Below are 17,199 nucleotides of genomic sequence, written 5' to 3'. Positions count from 1 at the left end.
GTCTGTGAGCCTGTTGTGAGGGAGCTGTGAGGTTCAATGACGGCCGTACTTGGTTGGAGTACTTCGCCGCTGAGTTACGTTCATGGCGTGAGTATCGGAAGATGAGCCAGCTTCAGCTGGCTCAGGCGATCAATTATTCGGAGTCCGCCGTCGGGATGGTGGAGACCGCGCGACGGAAACCGAAAACGGATTTCGTCAAACGCTGCGACGACGCCCTGGAAACGGGCGGGGCGCTCAAGCGGCTGCTGAAAGAACTCGTCGAACGCGAGTTGATCCCGGACTGGCTCGACCGATGGAGAATCATCGAAGAACAGGCGACGGCCCTCAACTGGTTCGAGGCGCTCCTCATCCCGGGGCTGCTGCAGACCCCCGACTACGCCCGCGCGGTGTTCGAGAAGAGCGGTCAGCCGGCGTCGCTGGACATCGAGGCGCAGGTGCGGACCCGGCTGGAACGCCAGCGGATCCTCACCCGCGACGACCCGCCGATGTTCGTCGCGGTGGTGGACGAGGGCGTTCTCCACCGGGTCATCGGCGGGCCGACGGTGATGCGCGAGCAGCTCATGCATCTCGTCGAGCTGTGCGAGACGCGCTCGGACATCGTCGTGCAGGTGATCCCCAGCGATGTCGGCGCGTACGCCGGCCTGGCCGGGCCCTTCGTCATCGCGACGATGGACGGCGACGAGTTCGTCTACCTCGACACCGCGCTGTACGGCCAACTGGCCGAGAGCGCGGAGGACCTGGCGATCGTGAAACGGATGTGGGAGTGCCTCCGAGCCGAGGCGCTGCCGCGTCAGGCATCTCTCAACCTCATCAAGGAAGTGGCCAAGAAATGGACGTGAACTGGCGAAAGTCGACCCGGAGCAGCGGCAACGGCGGCGCGTGCGTCGAGGTGGCGACGTGGCGCAAGTCCGCCCGGAGCGGCGGCAACGGTGGCAACTGCGTCGAAGTGGCGCGCGCGACCGTGCGCCGAGCCGTCGGCCGTAGGAGCTGAGGCGACGGCGGGTGGGGCGACGGCCCCACCCGCCGTTCCGGACATCTCACCAACTGCCTGCGCGAAGAGTGACGAGCCGATAACTTCCCGTGGTCGGGTCGATTCGCGGAGGAGGTGTCCATGGCGGGCGTTCTGCTGCGCAGGCTGGCCGGTCAGGTGCTCCTCGTCACCACCGCGATCGGTCTCGCCTACCTCCTGGCCGCCACGGCGCTCGACCCCCGGGCGGAGCTGGAGGCGCGCAATCCGCCTCCGCCGCCCTCCGCCGTCGAGAAACGGCTCGACGAGCTCAACGCGAACGACCGGACCCCGCTGCTCACGCGGTTCGTCACGTGGGCGTCCGGCGTGCCGCGCGGCGACCTCGGCACCACCCTGGACGGCGCTCCCGCCGGGGCCGAGACGCGCCGGCGGGTCGGCGCCAGCCTGCGCCTGCTGCTGGCGGGCGTGCTCCTGGGCAACGTCCTCGGGGCCGCGCTCGGCGTCGTCGGCGCGCTCGACCGGCACGTCGTCCTCGACCGCCTGGTCACGGCCGGCACCTTCACGATCCTCGCGATTCCCCTCGTCGCCCTGGCCGTCCTGGCCCAGGTGGCGGCGCAGTGGGCGAACTCCCGGGCCGGGACCAGGATCTTCGCGTGGACGGGCGAGTACACCCCCGGCTCCGCGCACCACCCGACCGAACGCCTCCAGCATCTCGTACTGCCGACGCTGACGATCGCGCTCGGCCGGGCGGCCGTCGTCGGCCGTTACCTCCGCGGCACCCTGCGGGTCACCGCCGGCGCCGGCTTCGTCCGGGCCGCGGTCGCCAAGGGACTGACCCGCCGCAGAGCGCTGACGCGGCACGCGCTGCGCGTCGCGGTGATCCCCGTGGTCCCGCTGTCGGCGTACGGGTGCGCGACCCTTCTCGCCGGAGCGGCCTGCACCGAGAAGGTCTTCGGCTGGCACGGCATGGGGGAGTGGCTGATCGACTCCGTCCATCGCGGCGACGTGAACGCGGTCGCCGCGTACTGCTGCTTCGCCGCCGTCGTGGTCCTGTGCGCCGGACTGCTGTCCGACCTCGCCGTCGCGGTTCTCGACCCGAGGGCCCGCGCGTGAGGACGTACGGACGGCCTCTGGCCGGGTTCGCGCTGCTGGCCCTGCTCGGGGTCCTCGCGGGCGCCGGGCCGTACCTCACCCGGTGGAGCTGGACGGACGTCGACGTCACCGCGTTCGGCGATCCGCCCTCGGCAGATCACTGGCTCGGCACGACGGCGAGCGGCCGGGACATGTACGCGGTCGCGCTGCGCGGCCTTCGCCGGTCGCTGATCACCGGCCTGCTCGTCGCGTCGGGCGCGACGGGCCTGGCCGCCACCACGGGCGCGGTCGCCGGATACCTCGGCGGGTGGGCCGACCGTCTCCTGCTGGGGGTCACCGACCTGCTGCTGGTGTTCCCGCCGTTCCTGGTGGCCGCGGTGGTGTCCGGGGAGTTCACCGGCCAGGTCGCGACCGCCCTCCTGCTGACCGGCCTGATGTGGATGATGACGGCGCGGGCGGTCCGGGCCGCGACGCGCTCCCTGCGCGACGAGGGGTACGTCCTCGCGGCACGCCAGCTGGGCGCGTCGGCGCCGAGGATCGTCCTCCGCCACCTGCTGCCGAACCTGGCGTCGCTGTTGCTCGCCGACGCCACGCTGAACACGGGCGCGGCCGTCGTCGGCGAGTCGGGCCTGTCCTACTTCGGCTTCGGCGTCCACCCGCCGGACGTCTCTCTGGGCACGCTCCTCGCCGACGGCGCGCCGGCCGCGACCGTCTTCCCGTGGCTGTTCCTGCCCCCGGTGATCCTCCTGATCGGCATCCTGCTCGCCGTCGACCTGGCCGGGGCCGGCCTGAGCGCGTTCCGGGAGCGTGGATGAGGTTCATCCGAGTCGTGGTCGTCCTCATCGTCCTGAGCGGCTGTGCCGCTGCCCGTCCCGGCGCGCCGCAGGCGCTCGCCCCGTACGACATCGGCCCGGTGCCGCGTGCCGCCGTACGGGAGGGCGGCACCCTCCGCCTGGCGACCGGGGAGTTCCGCACCCAGTGGAACTACTGGCACCTCGGCGGGCCGAACCTCGACGCGGTCACCGTCCTGCGCACGACCATGCCGTGGCTGTTCCGCGGCGACGCGAACGGCGCGGTCCGCCCCGACCCGGACTACCTGACCGGCGCGCGGATCGCCCGGACGCGCCCGCACCAGGTCGTCGTGTACGACATCAACCCGAAAGCCCGCTGGTCCGACGGCACGCCGATCGGCTACCGGGACTTCCAGGCCCTCTGGCGGGCGGCCCGCGGCCGGAACCCGGCCTTCCCGATCGCCACCTCGACCGGGTACGACCGGATCCGCGGCGTCGCACGCGGGCGCGACGACCGGCAGGTCGTGGTGACGTTCGCCCGGCCGTTCGGCGAATGGCGCGAACTCTTCAGCCCCCTCTACCCGGCCACGACGATCGGCACGCCGGACCGGTGGGACCACGCCTGGCTGAACCGGCTCCCCGTCACCGCGGGCCCCTTCCGGCCCGAACGGATCGACCGGACCGCCGAGGCCGTCACGGTCGTCCGCGATCCGGCCTGGTGGGGTGTCGGGCCGAAACTCGACCGGATCGTCTTCCGCCACCTCGCCCGCGACGCCATGCCCGGCGCCCTGCTGAACGGTGAGATCGACGGCTTCGACGCCGGTGCCGACGCCACGGCGTACCGGCGCGTCGCGGGGACGACCGGCGTGTCGGTACGGCGGGCGGCCGGGCCGGACTTCGTCCAGCTCACCTTCAACAGCGCCGGCCCGGCCCTGTCGGATCCGGACGTGCGCCGGGCGGTCGCGATGGCCATCGACCGCGCCGCCGTCGCCCGGTCGGCGCTGCGCGGCCTCGGCGGACGCGCCGACGTGATGAACGACCACGTGTACGTCAACACCCAGCAGGGCTACCGGGACAACGCCGGGCAGGTGGGAGCGTACGACCCCGGCGGGGCCCGGCGACTGCTCGACCGGGCGGGCTGGGCACCGGCCGGGGGAGTGCGCCGGAAGAACGGCCGGACGCTGACCCTCCGCTATCTCTTCCCGGAGAGCGCGGCGGTGAGCAGGCAGAGCGGCGAGCTGATCCAGGCGATGCTGCGCGAGGCCGGCGTGCGCCTGCTGCTCCGCCCGGTCCCCGACGGCGACTTCTTCGACCGGTACCTCGTGCCCGGCGCGTACGACCTCGCGCCCTTCACCTGGCACGACACGTCGTTCCCGATCTCGAACCTGGAGTCGGTGTACGCCCGGCCGCGCGGCGACGACGTGCGGCAGAACCTCGCCCGGATCGGCTCCGCCCGGCTGGACCGGACGCTCGCCCGGGCCGTCGGCGAACTCGACCCCGTACGGGCGCGGCGCGCGGCGAACGAGGCGGACCGGATGATCTGGGCCGAGGTCCACTCACTGCCGCTCTACCAGCGTCCGCAGATCGTCCCGGTACGAAGCTCCCTCGCCAACTGGGGCGCCTTCGGCCTGTCCGACCCCGTCTGGACCGACGTCGGCTTCCGTAGATAGGTCGCCGACCCGGTGCTCGGTGCGGCGCTTCGCTGAACGGGCTGGTCAGGTGATGATGTCGACTTTTGCGAGCAGCCACTTATCGCCGGTGCGGGTCATCGTCGCCTTATATCGGCTGATTTTGGTGGCTGGTGAGGGCGCATTCACGGTTCTCACCTGGGTGGCCGCGAGGATGAGCACGGTGGCCTGGGACGGGCTTGTCGATTCGGTGAGGGCGGTGTTGATGCCGGAGAGGTGGCTGGTGACCCGATTGGCGATGATGGTGGATCGGAAATTCGTTTGGGATTTGTTCCATTGGTCGCGGAATTCGCCGGTGCCGCATTTGGAGACGGCCGCAAGGGTGCCGTCGAGGTAGCGGTAATCGACCGAGCTCAACGCGGTGACGCACGATTTCGCGGCGTTGAGCACCGAGGACGTCGCCGAGCCGGGCCACGAAGCCTTCGTGGTGCTGGTGGAGGCGGGCAGGGGGGTGATCTGGTCGAGCCGCCACTGCCCGTCCTGGCGGACCATGCCGGCCCGGACGCCGATGTTGTTCGCGGTCGGTGTCCGCGCCCGGGTGGCGGTCTGCTGATTTACGAAGATCAGAACCGTGGCGGTCGTCCCCCGAGCGGACTCCAGCCCGTCCGCGACCACCGTCGCCTGGTTGACCACCTTGTCTCGTTCTGCGGCCGGGCGGATGCTCGTGGTCATTTGGGAGTCGTAGCGCCGCTGCATGCCGGGGGTCATCGTGGCGTGCGCCGATTGCATGTCGGTGTCGATGCTGCGGTAGTCGAAGCTGGCGAAGGCGCGTGTCCCTATTGAGGCGGCGCGCAGGATGGTGGTCCCGTCGGCCGGCAGCCCGAGCGAACCTTCCGCCCGTGGGGCGTACGCCCACGCACCGACCGCCGCCGCTCCCAGCAGAAGTGCCCCGCCGACCGCGCCAAGCGCCATCAGTCCGGTACGGCGCCCGGCCGTCCTTCGCCGCGGTGCGGAAGGCGGCAGCCCCTGGAACGGTGGCGGCGACCGCACCGGCGGCGGTACGGGCCCGGGAGGTGGTGGCGCTGCGGGGAACCGCTCCGGTTCCCGGCCGGGCCCGTCATGAGCGGTCTCGTCGTGCGGGGCTGCTGGGGCCGCCTCGTCGCCGATCAACTCCAGCAGCAGCGTCTGCGCTGCCGGCCGCCCCGTCGGGTCTTTGGCCAGGCAGCGTTCCAGCAGGGGCAGCAGCGTGACCGGCACCCCGGACAGGTCGGCTGCATGATGGCTGATGCGATTCATGACCGCCGGGATCGAATCGCCGCCGAACGGGGATCGTCCGGTCGCGGCGAATACCATCGTCGCGGCCCAGGCGAACACGTCGGCGGCTGGGGTGACGCGCTGACCGGCGATCTGTTCGGGGGCCATGTAGGCCGGGGTGCCGACCACACCGCTGGCGGTGGTCGAGTCGGCGCCGGACTCTAGGGCGCGGGCGATACCGAAGTCGATGACCCGTGGCCCGTCGGGTCCGATCAGGACGTTGGCCGGTTTGAAATCACGGTGCACGATCCCGGCCCGGTGGATCGCCGCCATCGCGGTAGCGGTACCGATCGCCAGCCGATCCAGCTCCGTGCCCGCCCGCGGCCCATGCTCGCGCACGAGATCGTGCAGGGAGGGACCGGGGACATACTCGCTGACGATGTACGGCTGGTCCCCCGCTACGTCGGCGTCCAGCACCTGGGCGGTGCAGAACCCGGCGACCTGCTCGATGACCGCCAGCTCGCGGGCGAACCGCGACCGCATCGCTTCGTCCTCGCCAAGTTGGGCCCGCAGCAGCTTGACCGCGACCCGGCCTCCGTCGGAGTCGCGTCCCAAGTAGACGATGCCCTGCCCACCCTCGCCGAGCCTGGCCTCCAACCGGTATCGACCGAGCCGGGGCGGGTCACCCAATCCCAGTGGGCGAGCCTCCGCCATTGATCGCCACCATCCGTCCTCATCCCGCACTACCCGGGTGATCTGTGTCGACTCGGCCAGGGGCGAACCGGCACCTCACCGGGAACCGCAGCCCGGCCACCCTGGTGGCATGTGATCCATCCCAAGAATACAGACATTAGCGTTTGTTAGACCTTTCGGCGAGCATGCTCAGCGTCTGCGGTGGAGCGGTGGTAGCGCTGTGATACCCGCGTCGAAGCGGTGGAGTTGCCGGACGAGGGTGTCGGCCAGCAGATTGAGCCAGGCATTCTCGGCCACGCCGTCAGGACAGAATCCACACCCGGGCGGTGCCGCTGCCGCTGGCGAGGGTCTTGCCGCTGGGGCTGAAGGCGACCGAGTGCACGGCGCCCGTGTGGCCGGAGAGGGTGGCGATGTTGTACTGAGTGGCGACGTCCCACAGCCGGATGGTGCCGTCGCCGCTGCCGCTGGCGAACATCTTGCCGTCCCGGCTGAAGGCCACGGACTGCACGTTGCTCGTGTGGCCGGCCAGACTCGCGACGTTGGCGTGGGTGGCGATGTTCCACAGACGGACCGTGTTGTCGTCGGCGCCGCTGAGGAGGGTCTTGCCGTCAGGGCTGAACGCCACCGAGTTCATGTAGCCCATGGGCCCGACCTTGAGAGCGGCGATGTTGGCGTGCGTGGCGGCGTTCCACAGCAGAATGGTGTTGTCGACGCAGCCGCCGGCGATGGTCTTCCCGTCGGCGCTGAACGCCACCGACCACCCGCCGATGCCCTTACCGGTGAGCCAGGCCGTCTCGGCCTTGGACGCGACGTCCCACAGCATGATGTGGCCGAACTCGTAGCTGCCCGCGAGGGTCCTGCCGTCGGGGCTGAACGCCACCGCGCCCACGTCGGTGTTGGCCGTGAGGGTGGCGAAGGCGGTGTGGGTGGCGACGTTCCACAACCGGATGGTGCTGTCTTCGCTGCCGCTGGCGAGGGTCCTGCCGTCAGGGCTGAACGCCACCGAGTGCACGGCGTTGGTGTGACCGGTGAAGGTGGCGATGCCGGTGTGGGTGGCGACGTCCCACAACCGGACGGCATGGTCGTCGCAGCCGCCGGCGAGGGTCTTTCCGTCGGGGCTGAACGCCACCGCGTGCACGCCCCCGGTGTAGCCGGGGAGCGTGAAGGATTTGAGCGGGCTGGTGCTGTCCTGGTTCGTGGTGTGGGCGGCCTTGCTTCCAGCGGCGACATGGCGGTCGGGAACGAGGAACGCGGCCGCTGAGGCGCCAGTGGCGGCGACAGCGAAGCCGAGACCGCCGAGGATCAAGGTGCGCCGGCTCGGACCGGACCGCGGTGTGTCCTGCCGTGCGGCCTCGTGGTCCGGGGCCGTGGCGGGGGCGATCGCGGCTGTCGGCAGCATCATCGGGGTGCGCGCGGGCGGCGCGGAGGAGGTCGCCTCCGGGGATTCGAGGTGGTCGAGGACGTCACGGAGGGCCGCGGTGACCTCGGTGGCATCGCCCGGCCGGTCGGCGGGGTTCTTGGCCAGCAGGCGCTGCAGCAGGTCATCGAGCGCGGGCGAGACCTCCGGACGCCTGTCACGCAGGTACGGCGGCGGGCTGTTGAGGTGCTGGTCGCGCAACAACTCGACGGACGGGCCGGGGAACGGCGGGGCCCCGGTCAGCAGGGCGTACAGGGTCGCACCGAACGCGTACAGGTCGGTGCGGGCGTCGGCGTGATCCGCCCGCCACTGCTCGGGGGCCATGAACGCCGGAGTGCCCAGCACCCCGCCGGCCATGGTGAGACCGCTGGTCGCCCCGGCGTAACGGGCGAGACCGAAGTCGCAGATCTTTACCCCGCCATCGGCCAGACGCATGAGGTTGGTCGGCTTGATATCGCGATGCACCACATCGTTCCCGTGGGCGTAGGCCAACGCCTCGGCGACTTCGGCCATGAGCGAGACCGCGGAACCGGCCGTCAGCCCGCCGGGATGCTCGGCGAGCAGCGCGTTGAAATCGCGACCGTCCAAGAGCTCCATGACGACGAAGGGCCGGCCGTCGTGATCCCCGATGTCGTGGACCACCGTGATGCCCGGATGCCGTCGCAGTGCGGCAGCGGTACGAGCCTCCCGCCGAAGTCGCTCGACCAAACCGGGATCGGCGTGCTCGCCCGAGAGGACGACCTTGAGTGCGACCGGGCAGTCCAGCGCCTCGTCGTGCGCCGCCCACACCTCGCCCATACCGCCCCGGCCCAGACGCCGGCGGAGCCGGTACCGTCCCCCGAGGAGCTCACCGCTGTTCACTCCTACCCTCTCCGCAGAAGAACGTCCGTGTTTTCCTGAGCAATCCTTTCAGGAAACGGACCTTCCGTGAAGAATCAAGCGCCTCGGTGAGGACGTGTGATGCGGAGGCCGGGACGCGCGGCTGCGGGCCCGGGAGCGGGGAGGTGCCCGGGCCCGCGATGTCTCTCAACCGCAGCGGTAGAGGGACGACCCGGTGGTCTGCGTGGAACCGTTCCCGGTCGAGGCGCCGTACTGCGAGGGCTGCACGGCGGTGCAGTTCTTGGTGACCCAGGAGGTCACGTCCGAGTCGCCTCCGCCGGGACCGCCTCGTCCGCCGAAGCCGCCGCCGGTCATCACGTAGTGCAGCTTCCCGGCCTTGACCAGCTCCTGGAGCTTCTGCGCGGTCATCGCCTTGTCGCTGCCGGTGAAGCCGAACATGGAGATCGCCGGCCGGCCCGTCTGCAGGATGATCGACGCGGCGCTCTGCGAGTTGCTGACCGCGACGAGCCAGGTGGCGCTGCCCTGGTTCTTCTCCAGGTAGGAGATCATCTGCGAGCTGACCTCACCGCCCATCCCGGGACCGCCCCCGCCGGGGCCGCCCTGCCGTCCGTTCTGGCCGCCGGGCATCCGGCCGGCGTTGCCTTGACCGCCGGGATTGCCCTGGCCGCTCGAGCCGCCTTGGCCTCCGGCACCGCCTGGGCCGCCGGGGAAGCCCCCGCCCGGGAAGCCGCCTCCGGGGAAGCCGCCGCCCTGCTCGAGCCTCTCCCGGATACCGGGGGGCAGCTGCCCGCCGCCCGGCATCCCGCCGCGCATGCCCGGGAAGCCCATGCCGCCCGAGTTCGGGCCGGCGGTCGGGTTGCTCCCGTTCGTGCGGCCACCGGCGGCGGACACCGCGAAGGCCGCCGGTCCGGCGAGCCCGGCCACCAGGCCGATGACGCCCGCCAGGACGCCGAAGCGGGCGAGCGTGCCCGGGCCGAGACGCGCGGCGAGCAGGCCGATCACGGCGACCACGGTCAGGCCGGCGACGGTCCAGGCCAGCCACGGGTTCCAGTTCGGGGAGCGCCGCAGGAGGGCGAACGCCCACGCGCCGGTGACCGCGACACCGGCGGGCAGGACCCAGGTCCAGGCCCCGCCGCCCCGGTACGCGCGGGTCAGTTCGACGGCGCCGATGCCGGTCAGGGCGGCGATCGCGGGGGCCATGGCGGTCGTGTAGTAGGGGTGCATGATGCCGCTCGCGAAGCTGAACACCACGAAGTGGAGGGCCAGCCAGCCGCCCCACATCACCAGGGCCGCGCGCGCCAGGTCCGTACGAGGCCGCTTCCAGTACAGGACCAGGCCGCCGACCAGGACGAGCGCCGCGAGCGGCAGCAGCCAGGAGATCTGGCCGCCGAGGACCTCGTTGAACATGCGCCCGATGCCGGACTGGCCGGAGAAGCCGCCGCCGCCTCCGGGCCCACCGCGCCCGCCACCGCCGGGCATGCGGCCGCCTCCGCCGCCTCCGCCGGGGCCGCCGCCCTCATTGCCGGTGATGCGGCCGATGCCGTTGTAGCCGATGATGAGGTTCCAGGCGGTGCCGTCCGTGCTGCCGCCGATGTAGGGCCGCTTGCTCGCGGGGATCAGATCGACGATGACCGTCCACCAGAGGCTCGACACCGCGAGGACCACGCCGGCGGCGAGCAGGTGCCCGATCCGGCGGAGCCACCCGCCCTGGGCGAACAGCAGGTACACCAGTGCCAGCGCGGGCAGCAGGATGTACGCCTGCAGCATCTTGGTGTTGAAACCGCAGCCGACGAAGAACGCCGAGGCGAGCAGCCAGCGCAGCCGCCCGGACTCCAGCGCCCGCTGGCAGGCCCACGCCGCCAGTGCCAGCAGCAGGACGAGGAGCGTGTCCGGGTTGTTGTCCCGGTTGATCGCCACGGTGATCGGCGTCAGCGTCATCACCAGCGCGGCGATGACGCCCGCGACCGGTCCGAAGGCGCGCCGGACCGTGGCGTACACGACGGCGACCGCCGCGACGCCCATGATGACCTCGGGCAGCAGCAGGCTCCACGTTCCGAACCCGATGATCCGGGCGAAGATCTCCTGAACCCACAGGGCCATCGGAGGCTTGTCCACCGTGATGAACGACGCGGAGTCCAGCGAGCCGAAGAAGAACGCCTTCCAGCTCTGGGCGCCGCTCTTGACGGCCGCGGAGTAGAAGCTGTTGGCGTAGCCGCCCCCGGACAGCCCCCAGCCGTACAGGGCGGCGGCCAGCGCGAGGACGGCCCAGAGGGCGGGGCGGGTCCACGCGGGGTCGCCGGTGGGGCCGAGCGCGAGACGGCCGAGCCGGTTCCTGGGCGGGGCCTGCGGAGCGCCGGCGGGTTCGGACAGTTGGGTGGTCAACGGGACTGCTCCTGCAGGACGGGCTCCGTCTCCTCGGCGGCGCGGCGCGGGTGGAACACCCAGGCGCGCAGCAGGACGAAGCGTATGACGGCGGCGAACAGGTTGAGCGCGAACAGGGCGCCGACCTCGGCCAGGCGCGGGGCGGACGGCGCGACGGTATCGAAGACGGCCAGGCCGGCGGTGCTGACGACGAGGCCGACGAGGAACGCGACGCCGCCTTCGAGCTGGTGCCGTACGGCGCTTCGCCGCCCGCGGACGCCGAAGGTGAACCGGCGGTTCGCGGCGGTGTTGGCGATCGCCGCGAGGAAGTACGAGACGACGTTGGCGGCGATGACCGGCATGAAGAAGCGCAGCAGCGCGTACAGCGCGAGCTGGGCGACGGTGCTGATGACCCCGATGACCGCGAAGCTCGGCAGCTGCCGGCGCATGCCGGTCGGCAGCTGCGCGTCCCGCGTACGGGCGGGGACCGGCACGTTGAAGGCCCCGGACAGGACCCGCCGGGCCACACGCGCCATGCCGCGCAGATCGTCCACGGCCGTTCGGGCGACGTCGACCCGGCTGTCCGGGTCGTCCACCCAGTCCACGGGCACCTCGTGGATCCGCAGGCCGTTCCGTTCGGCGAGCAGCAGCAGCTCGGTGTCGAAGAACCAGGCCTCGTCCTCCACCGCGGGCAGCAGCGCCCGCACGATCTCGGTACGGCCGGCCTTGAAGCCGCACTGCGCGTCGGAGAAGCGGGCGGCGAGCGTCGTACGCAGCAGCAGGTTGTACGTGCGGGAGATGAACTCCCGCTTCGGCCCCCGGACGACGGCGGACCCCCGGGACAGGCGGGTCCCGATCGCCAGGTCGCTGTGGCCGGACACCAGCGGCGCGATCAGGGGCAGGAAGGCGTGCAGGTCGGTGGACAGGTCCACGTCCATGTAGGCGACCACGTCGGCGACGCTGGTGCTCCAGACGTGCCGGAGCGCCCGGCCGCGTCCCTTCCGGTCCAGGTGCACGGCGTCGACCTCGGCGATCTCCAAGGCCAGATGCTCGGCGACCTCCCAGGTCCCGTCCGTGCTCGCGTTGTCGGCGATCGTGATCACGAAACGGTACGGGAACGTCTCGCGCAGGTAGGCGTGCAGCCGGCGCACGCTGGCCGCCAGCACGTGCGCCTCGTTGTAGACGGGGATGGCGACCTCGATGAGCGGGTCGCGGGGCTCTTCGTCGATGATTCCCGGGGGCTGCCCCAGGGGGCCGCGCCGGGAGCGCGCGGCCTCGCCGCGCCCCGGCCCGGACCCCGGAAGATCCACGGAAGTCGTCAGCTCGCTCATGCTGACCAAGCTCCCGACTCATCGTGGGAGCCGCCTGAGCCGTTTCTTAACCGGAGATGAGAAACCGGCTCTCATCGAGAATTCGGGGGGTGGCTATCGCCGGGGGTCGGCGTCGACGGTGCGGTCGGCGGGGTTCGCGGCGCCGATCCAGGGCTCGTCGGGGTCGGGCTCGGTGCCGTCCGGTGGCGCCGCTTGGCCCGGGAGCCGGAGCCAGGCCAGGGTGCCGCCGCCGTCCGCGGGGCCCAGCCGGACCTCGCCGCGGGCCTCGGCGACCGCGCGGGCGACGATCGCCAGGCCCAGGCCCGAGCCGGGCAGGCCGCGGGCGGACGGGGAGCGCCAGAAGCGATCGAAGACGTACGGCAGGTCCTCGGGCGGGATGCCCGGGCCCTGGTCTCGTACGATGAGCTCGCCGCCGTCCAGCCGTACGGCGATGGTGCCGTCCGGCGGGCTGAACTTCACGGCGTTGTCGAGGAGGTTCACCACGGCCCGCTCGAGGGAGGGGGCGTCGCCGCGGACGTACCAGGGAGAGACGACCGCGTCGACGTTCAGGCCGGGGCCGCGCAGCCGCGCGCGGCGTACGGCCTTGTCGACGACCTCGTGCAGGGCGACGTCCTCCTCGACCCGGACGCCGGTGGCGGACTCGGGCCGGGACAGGTCGAGCAGGTCGCCGACCAGGTGGGAGAGTTCGAGCAGTTGCGCCTTGACGTTGGTGAGGAGCTTCTGCTTGTCGGCGGCGGGCAGCGGCCGGCCGGTGGTCTCGCTGCGCAGCATCAGGTCGATGTTGGTGCGCAGGCTGGTCAGCGGCGTGCGCAGCTCGTGCCCGGCGTCGACGATCAGCTGCTGCTGGCGTTCGCGGGCGCTGGCGAGCGCGCGGGTCATGCTGTTGAACGACCGGCTCAGCCGGGCGATCTCGTCGTGCCCGTCGGCGGGGATCGTGGTGGCCAGGTCCTCGGTGCGGGCGATGTGCTCCACCGCGCCGGTGAGCCGGTCCACCGGCCGCAGCCCGGCGCGGGCGATGAGCAGGCCGGCGGTGGCCGCGCCGACCACTCCGACGGCGGAGACGATGACCAGCAGCACGGTGAGGCTGTCCAGCTTCTCGTCGACCGGGCCCAGCGGCTTGGCGATGGACACCGCAGCGCCTTCAGGGTCGTGCCGGGTGAACACCCGCATGGCGACGCCGCTCTCTGTGCGGCCGTCCCGGAAGACCCGATCGCGTCGGCCGCGGGCGACGTCCAGGTCACTGGCGGTCTGGACCAGCGGGTCGGTGGTGTCCTGCGGGCTGCAGGACGTGCCGTTGGCCCACACGACATGCATCGTGGGCACGTACTCCCGGCCCGGATCATCGCTGCCGTTGTCCGTCTGCTGGCAGATGTTCGCGACGGAGACGGGCCCCCGGCGCGGCGGTCCGTGGAGGCCGCCTCCCGGTGGTCCGAAGCCTGCCCGGGGGCCGGACAGCGACCCGTTGAGCTGGTTCATGAGCTGGTCGCGGACGATGAACCAGCAGCCGAGGGCGCAGGCCGCGACGGCGACGGCGACGGCGAGGCTCGTCAGGACGGACAGCCGGGCGCGCAGCGACAACCGCTTGATCATGGTTCCCGCAGGACGTAGCCGACGCCGCGCACGGTGTGGATGAGGCGCGGATCGCTCATCTTGCGCCGCAGGTACATCACGTAGACGTCGAGGGAGTTGGACGCGGGCTCGAAGTCGAAGCCCCAGACCGTCTCGAGGATCTGCTCGCGGGTGAGCACCTGGCGCGGGTGCGACAGGAACATCTCCAGGAGGGTGTACTCCGTGCGGGTCAGGTCGAGGCCGTGGCCGTCGCGGGTGACCTCCCGGGTGAGGGTGTTCATCCGGACGCCGGCGTACTCCATGACGTCGCCGGGGTCGGCCGAGCGTGTGGTGAGCACGCTGCGCCGCAGCAGCGCGCGGACCCGGGCGAGGAGCTCGTCGAGCTCGAACGGCTTGACGAGGTAGTCGTCGGCGCCGGCGTCGAGGCCGGTGACCCGGTCGCCGATGGTGTCCCGGGCGGTCAGCATGAGCACGGGGACGGTCTCGCCCCGGGCGCGGAGCCGGCGGCAGGTGGTGAGGCCGTCGAGGCGGGGCATGAGGATGTCGAGCAGGACGAGGTCCGGCTTGACGGCGTCCAGCCTCTCCAGGGCGTCCAGCCCGTCGACGGCGGTCTCGACCTCGTACTCCTCGAAGGCGAGGCTGCTGGCGAGCGACTCTCGGACGGCGGGTTCGTCGTCCACGACCAGGATGCGCACGATCCGACGGTACCGGGGGTCAGCGGGCGGCCGACCGGCGCGGCCGGTGCCGGGACGTATTTCTCATGGAACTCTCACCGGGATCAGGGGAACTCGACCTGGACGGCCTGGCGGTTGGCGACGAAGCGCGGGTTCCAGACGTACAGCCCGATGTCGCCCGGCTGGGTCTCCTTCTTGACGCCCATGTCGGTGGCGACCCGGACCAGGTAGCTCGCTCCCGCCGGGATGTACTGGTCGCCCTCCTGCGATTTGGGCGGCGCGAACCCGAGCGTGTCGATGACCTCGGTGCTGTCGGGCAGCGTGCACATGTCCGAGGGCGCGCCGGGCTGCGGCATGCACCGGCCCGTGGCCGCGACACTGTCCGGCAGGGCCGAGCGCTTGACGAACAGGTCGGCGGGGAAGTCGAGCAGCGCGGGATCGGTGCCGGTGTTGGTGATGACGTAGTCGGCGTAGGCGAGGGTCGCGCCCGCCGGCGGCGGCGTCTTGGTGCCGGAGAGCGGCTTGTCGCCGGTGCCGGCCCCGACCGCGGCGATGTCGTAGAGGTAGCCGTCAGGGGTGGACAGGTCGAGCTTCGGGCCGAGCTTGAGCTGGGCGAGCGTACGGCTGTGCCCGGGCCGTACCCCGGCGGCGTTCGTGGTGGACGCCACGGTGCCCGGCTCGTCCTCGGTCCGGCTTCCGTGCGTCCGGAGAGTGAACATCAACCCGGCGAGGGCGACCACTCCGACGACGCCCGTGGCACCGCCCGCGATGGCGAGGCGGGCGGTGTTCCTGGCCTTCTTGCGCCGGTGTGAGCGGTGACTCGTTGGCATTGATCTCCCGGTCCCCCGACGGCGCGCGGGGGCGGGCCTGGGCCCGCGCCGCGCGATAGATGAGGTTGAAAGATAGCAAAGTGTGTCGAAGGGGAGAATTACCCCGGTGATGACGGACGGTCAGGGCACCATCCAGTCCAGAATGGCGTTCGCTTGCAAAAGGACAAGGACGCACATCCCGCCGAGAAAGACGAGACTCCAAATGATCACTCGGCGGAAGATGTCGCCCTCCCGGCCGTCCAGTCCGACCGCCGCGGCGGCGATCGCCAGATTCTGCGGGGAGACCATTTTGCCGAGCACGCCGCCGGAGCTGTTGGCGGCCGCCAGCAGCACCGGGGACAGGTGGGCCTTGCCCGCGGCGGCGACCTGGAGCGCTCCGAACAGCGAGTTGGAGGAGGTGTCGGAGCCGGTCACCGCGGTGCCGAGCCAGCCGAGGACGGGGGAGAGGAACGCGAAGAACGCCCCAGCGCCCGCCATCCAGGTGCCCAATGTGATCGTCTGCCCGGACGCGTTCATCACGAAGGCCAGCGCCAGAACGAGGGTCACGGTCACGATGGCCCACCGCAGTTGCACCAATGCGTCCCGATAGGCGCGCACCGCGCGGCGGACCGATATCCGCAAAATGATCATGGTGAGCAGCCCGGCGACCAGCATCTGGGTGCCCGGAGTCGTGAGGTAGTTCAGCGTGAAGGTCTGCAGGGACAGCGGTTTGCCCGCAGCGTTCACCAGGTGCAGGCCCGGCCAGTGCACCGTCCGCGTCGCCTTGTCGATGGCGTTCTTGACCGCCGTTATCTGGCATATGACGAAGACCAGAATGATGATCGCGTACGGCAGGTAGGCCCGCAGGACCTCCCGGGGGTCGTCCGGGCGGGCCACGCGCCGGGCGAACTCCGGCGTCGGCTCGTCCGCCGCGCCGCCCGCCACCACCGCCTGCCTCCCCGGCCGCAGGCGCGGCCGTACGATCGCCACCACGGCCGCCGCGGACACCAGGGAGGCGACCACGTCGGCCAGCGGCACCGAGACGAAGTTCGACGTGGCGTACTGCGCGACCGAGAAGGCGACCCCGCAGCCGAGCGCGGCCGGCCAGGTCTCCCGGATGCCACGGCGCCCGTCGACGATGCTCACCAGGATCAGGGGCACGAACAGCGCGAGGATCGGCGTCTGCCGCCCGACCATCGCGCCCAGCGTGTCACTGGACTGCGACGTCACCTTCCCGAGCGTCAGGATCGGCGTGGCCATCGCCCCGAACGCCACCGGCGCGGTGTTCGCCGTCAGCGCCAGCACCGCCGCCTTCAGCGGCCGGAAGCCCAGCGCGATGAGCATCACCGACGTGACCGCGACCGGTGTGCCGAACCCGGCGAGCGCCTCCAGCAGCGCCCCGAACGAGAACGCGATGATGATCGCCTGGATCCGCTGGTCGTCGCTGACCCGCGCGAACGACCGCCGCAGCACGTCGAAGTGGCCGGTCTCCACGGTCATCGTGTAGACCCAGATCGCGTTGATCACGATCCACAGGATCGGGAAGAGGCCGAACGCCGCCCCCTCCGTCCCGGCCAGGGCCGCCTGCCCGACCGGCATCCCGTACGCCCAGATCGCCACGGCCAGCGCGACGGCGAGGGCGACGAGCGAGGCCGTCCAGGCTCGCATGCGCACGGCGCCGAGCAGCACGAACAGCGTGAGCAGCGGCAGCGCGGCGACCAGCGAACTCCAGGCGAGTGAATGGGCGACGGGGTCGAGCACCTGCTGGAACAT

General features: G+C 71.5%; 13 protein-coding genes. 5 read left to right on the top strand and 8 right to left on the bottom strand.

Translation table 11 applies throughout. The features are described from left to right. The first annotated feature begins 26 nt into the window (after positions 1 to 26). From ACYVF7_RS44875 to ACYVF7_RS44855, 5 genes are all read left to right on the top strand, one after another. Positions 27 to 839 (top strand): helix-turn-helix domain-containing protein, encoded by an 813-nt coding sequence (locus tag ACYVF7_RS44875; protein WP_460352073.1) that lies wholly within the window; start codon positions 27 to 29, stop codon positions 837 to 839. After that, a complete protein-coding gene (locus tag ACYVF7_RS44870; protein WP_460352072.1) occupies positions 836 to 991 on the top strand; it encodes a DUF397 domain-containing protein in 156 nt (51 codons plus the stop codon). Before ACYVF7_RS44875 ends, ACYVF7_RS44870 begins: the two co-directional genes overlap by 4 nt. A 120-nt stretch (positions 992 to 1,111) precedes the next feature. Beyond that, positions 1,112 to 2,080, top strand: coding sequence for an ABC transporter permease (locus ACYVF7_RS44865; RefSeq protein WP_460352071.1), 969 nt, complete (start codon positions 1,112 to 1,114; stop codon positions 2,078 to 2,080). Then, on the top strand, positions 2,077 to 2,874 hold the full coding sequence (locus ACYVF7_RS44860; RefSeq protein ID WP_460352070.1) for an ABC transporter permease: 798 nt from the start codon (positions 2,077 to 2,079) through the stop codon (positions 2,872 to 2,874). The genes ACYVF7_RS44865 and ACYVF7_RS44860 overlap by 4 nt, the downstream gene beginning before the upstream one ends. After that, complete coding sequence (locus tag ACYVF7_RS44855; RefSeq protein WP_460352069.1) at positions 2,871 to 4,520, top strand: ABC transporter family substrate-binding protein; 1,650 nt, start codon at positions 2,871 to 2,873, stop codon at positions 4,518 to 4,520. The genes ACYVF7_RS44860 and ACYVF7_RS44855 overlap by 4 nt, the downstream gene beginning before the upstream one ends. Positions 4,521 to 4,565: 45 nt before the next feature. Here ACYVF7_RS44855 and ACYVF7_RS44850 read toward each other — a convergent pair whose 3' ends face one another. From ACYVF7_RS44850 to ACYVF7_RS44815, 8 genes are all read right to left on the bottom strand, one after another. Continuing rightward, a complete protein-coding gene (locus ACYVF7_RS44850) occupies positions 4,566 to 6,446 on the bottom strand; it encodes a serine/threonine-protein kinase (protein ID WP_460352068.1) in 1,881 nt (626 codons plus the stop codon). Between the two features lie 280 nt (positions 6,447 to 6,726). Then, on the bottom strand, positions 6,727 to 8,703 hold the full coding sequence (locus tag ACYVF7_RS44845; protein ID WP_460352067.1) for a WD40 repeat domain-containing serine/threonine protein kinase: 1,977 nt from the start codon (positions 8,701 to 8,703) through the stop codon (positions 6,727 to 6,729). Positions 8,704 to 8,868: 165 nt separating this feature from the next. Beyond that, positions 8,869 to 11,064, bottom strand: coding sequence for a glycosyltransferase family 39 protein (locus tag ACYVF7_RS44840; protein WP_460352066.1), 2,196 nt, complete (start codon positions 11,062 to 11,064; stop codon positions 8,869 to 8,871). Then, positions 11,061 to 12,374: a bifunctional glycosyltransferase family 2/GtrA family protein gene (locus tag ACYVF7_RS44835; protein WP_460352065.1), complete on the bottom strand. Its 1,314-nt coding sequence runs from the start codon at positions 12,372 to 12,374 to the stop codon at positions 11,061 to 11,063. The genes ACYVF7_RS44840 and ACYVF7_RS44835 overlap by 4 nt, the downstream gene beginning before the upstream one ends. A 93-nt stretch (positions 12,375 to 12,467) precedes the next feature. Further along, the gene (locus ACYVF7_RS44830; RefSeq protein ID WP_460352064.1) at positions 12,468 to 13,964 is read right to left on the bottom strand and encodes a HAMP domain-containing sensor histidine kinase; all 1,497 of its coding nucleotides are present in this window, start codon (positions 13,962 to 13,964) and stop codon (positions 12,468 to 12,470) included. After that, entirely contained in the window at positions 13,961 to 14,632 is a 672-nt protein-coding gene (locus tag ACYVF7_RS44825; protein ID WP_460358462.1) for a response regulator transcription factor, read from the bottom strand. The genes ACYVF7_RS44830 and ACYVF7_RS44825 overlap by 4 nt, the downstream gene beginning before the upstream one ends. A gap of 89 nt (positions 14,633 to 14,721) precedes the next feature. Then, positions 14,722 to 15,447 carry a hypothetical protein gene (locus tag ACYVF7_RS44820; RefSeq protein WP_460352063.1) on the bottom strand — a complete coding sequence of 242 codons (726 nt, stop codon included), beginning with the start codon at positions 15,445 to 15,447 and terminating at the stop codon, positions 14,722 to 14,724. 120 nt (positions 15,448 to 15,567) lie between these two features. Beyond that, the gene (locus ACYVF7_RS44815; RefSeq protein WP_460352062.1) at positions 15,568 to 17,199 is read right to left on the bottom strand and encodes an L-lactate permease; all 1,632 of its coding nucleotides are present in this window, start codon (positions 17,197 to 17,199) and stop codon (positions 15,568 to 15,570) included.

It is taken from the genome of Actinoallomurus acanthiterrae, assembly GCF_054775715.1.
This window is presented reverse-complemented; position numbering and strand designations above follow the sequence as displayed.

Coding starts and splice junctions, on each gene's coding strand:
- ACYVF7_RS44865 (WP_460352071.1), top strand. CDS start 1,112: ATGGCGGGCGTTCTGCTGCGCAGGCTGGCCGGTCAGGTGCTCCTCGTC.
- ACYVF7_RS44855 (WP_460352069.1), top strand. CDS start 2,871: ATGAGGTTCATCCGAGTCGTGGTCGTCCTCATCGTCCTGAGCGGCTGT.
- ACYVF7_RS44850 (WP_460352068.1), bottom strand. CDS start 6,446: ATGGCGGAGGCTCGCCCACTGGGATTGGGTGACCCGCCCCGGCTCGGT.
- ACYVF7_RS44835 (WP_460352065.1), bottom strand. CDS start 12,374: ATGAGCGAGCTGACGACTTCCGTGGATCTTCCGGGGTCCGGGCCGGGG.
- ACYVF7_RS44830 (WP_460352064.1), bottom strand. CDS start 13,964: ATGATCAAGCGGTTGTCGCTGCGCGCCCGGCTGTCCGTCCTGACGAGC.
- ACYVF7_RS44820 (WP_460352063.1), bottom strand. CDS start 15,447: ATGCCAACGAGTCACCGCTCACACCGGCGCAAGAAGGCCAGGAACACC.
- ACYVF7_RS44815 (WP_460352062.1), bottom strand. CDS start 17,199: ATGTTCCAGCAGGTGCTCGACCCCGTCGCCCATTCACTCGCCTGGAGT.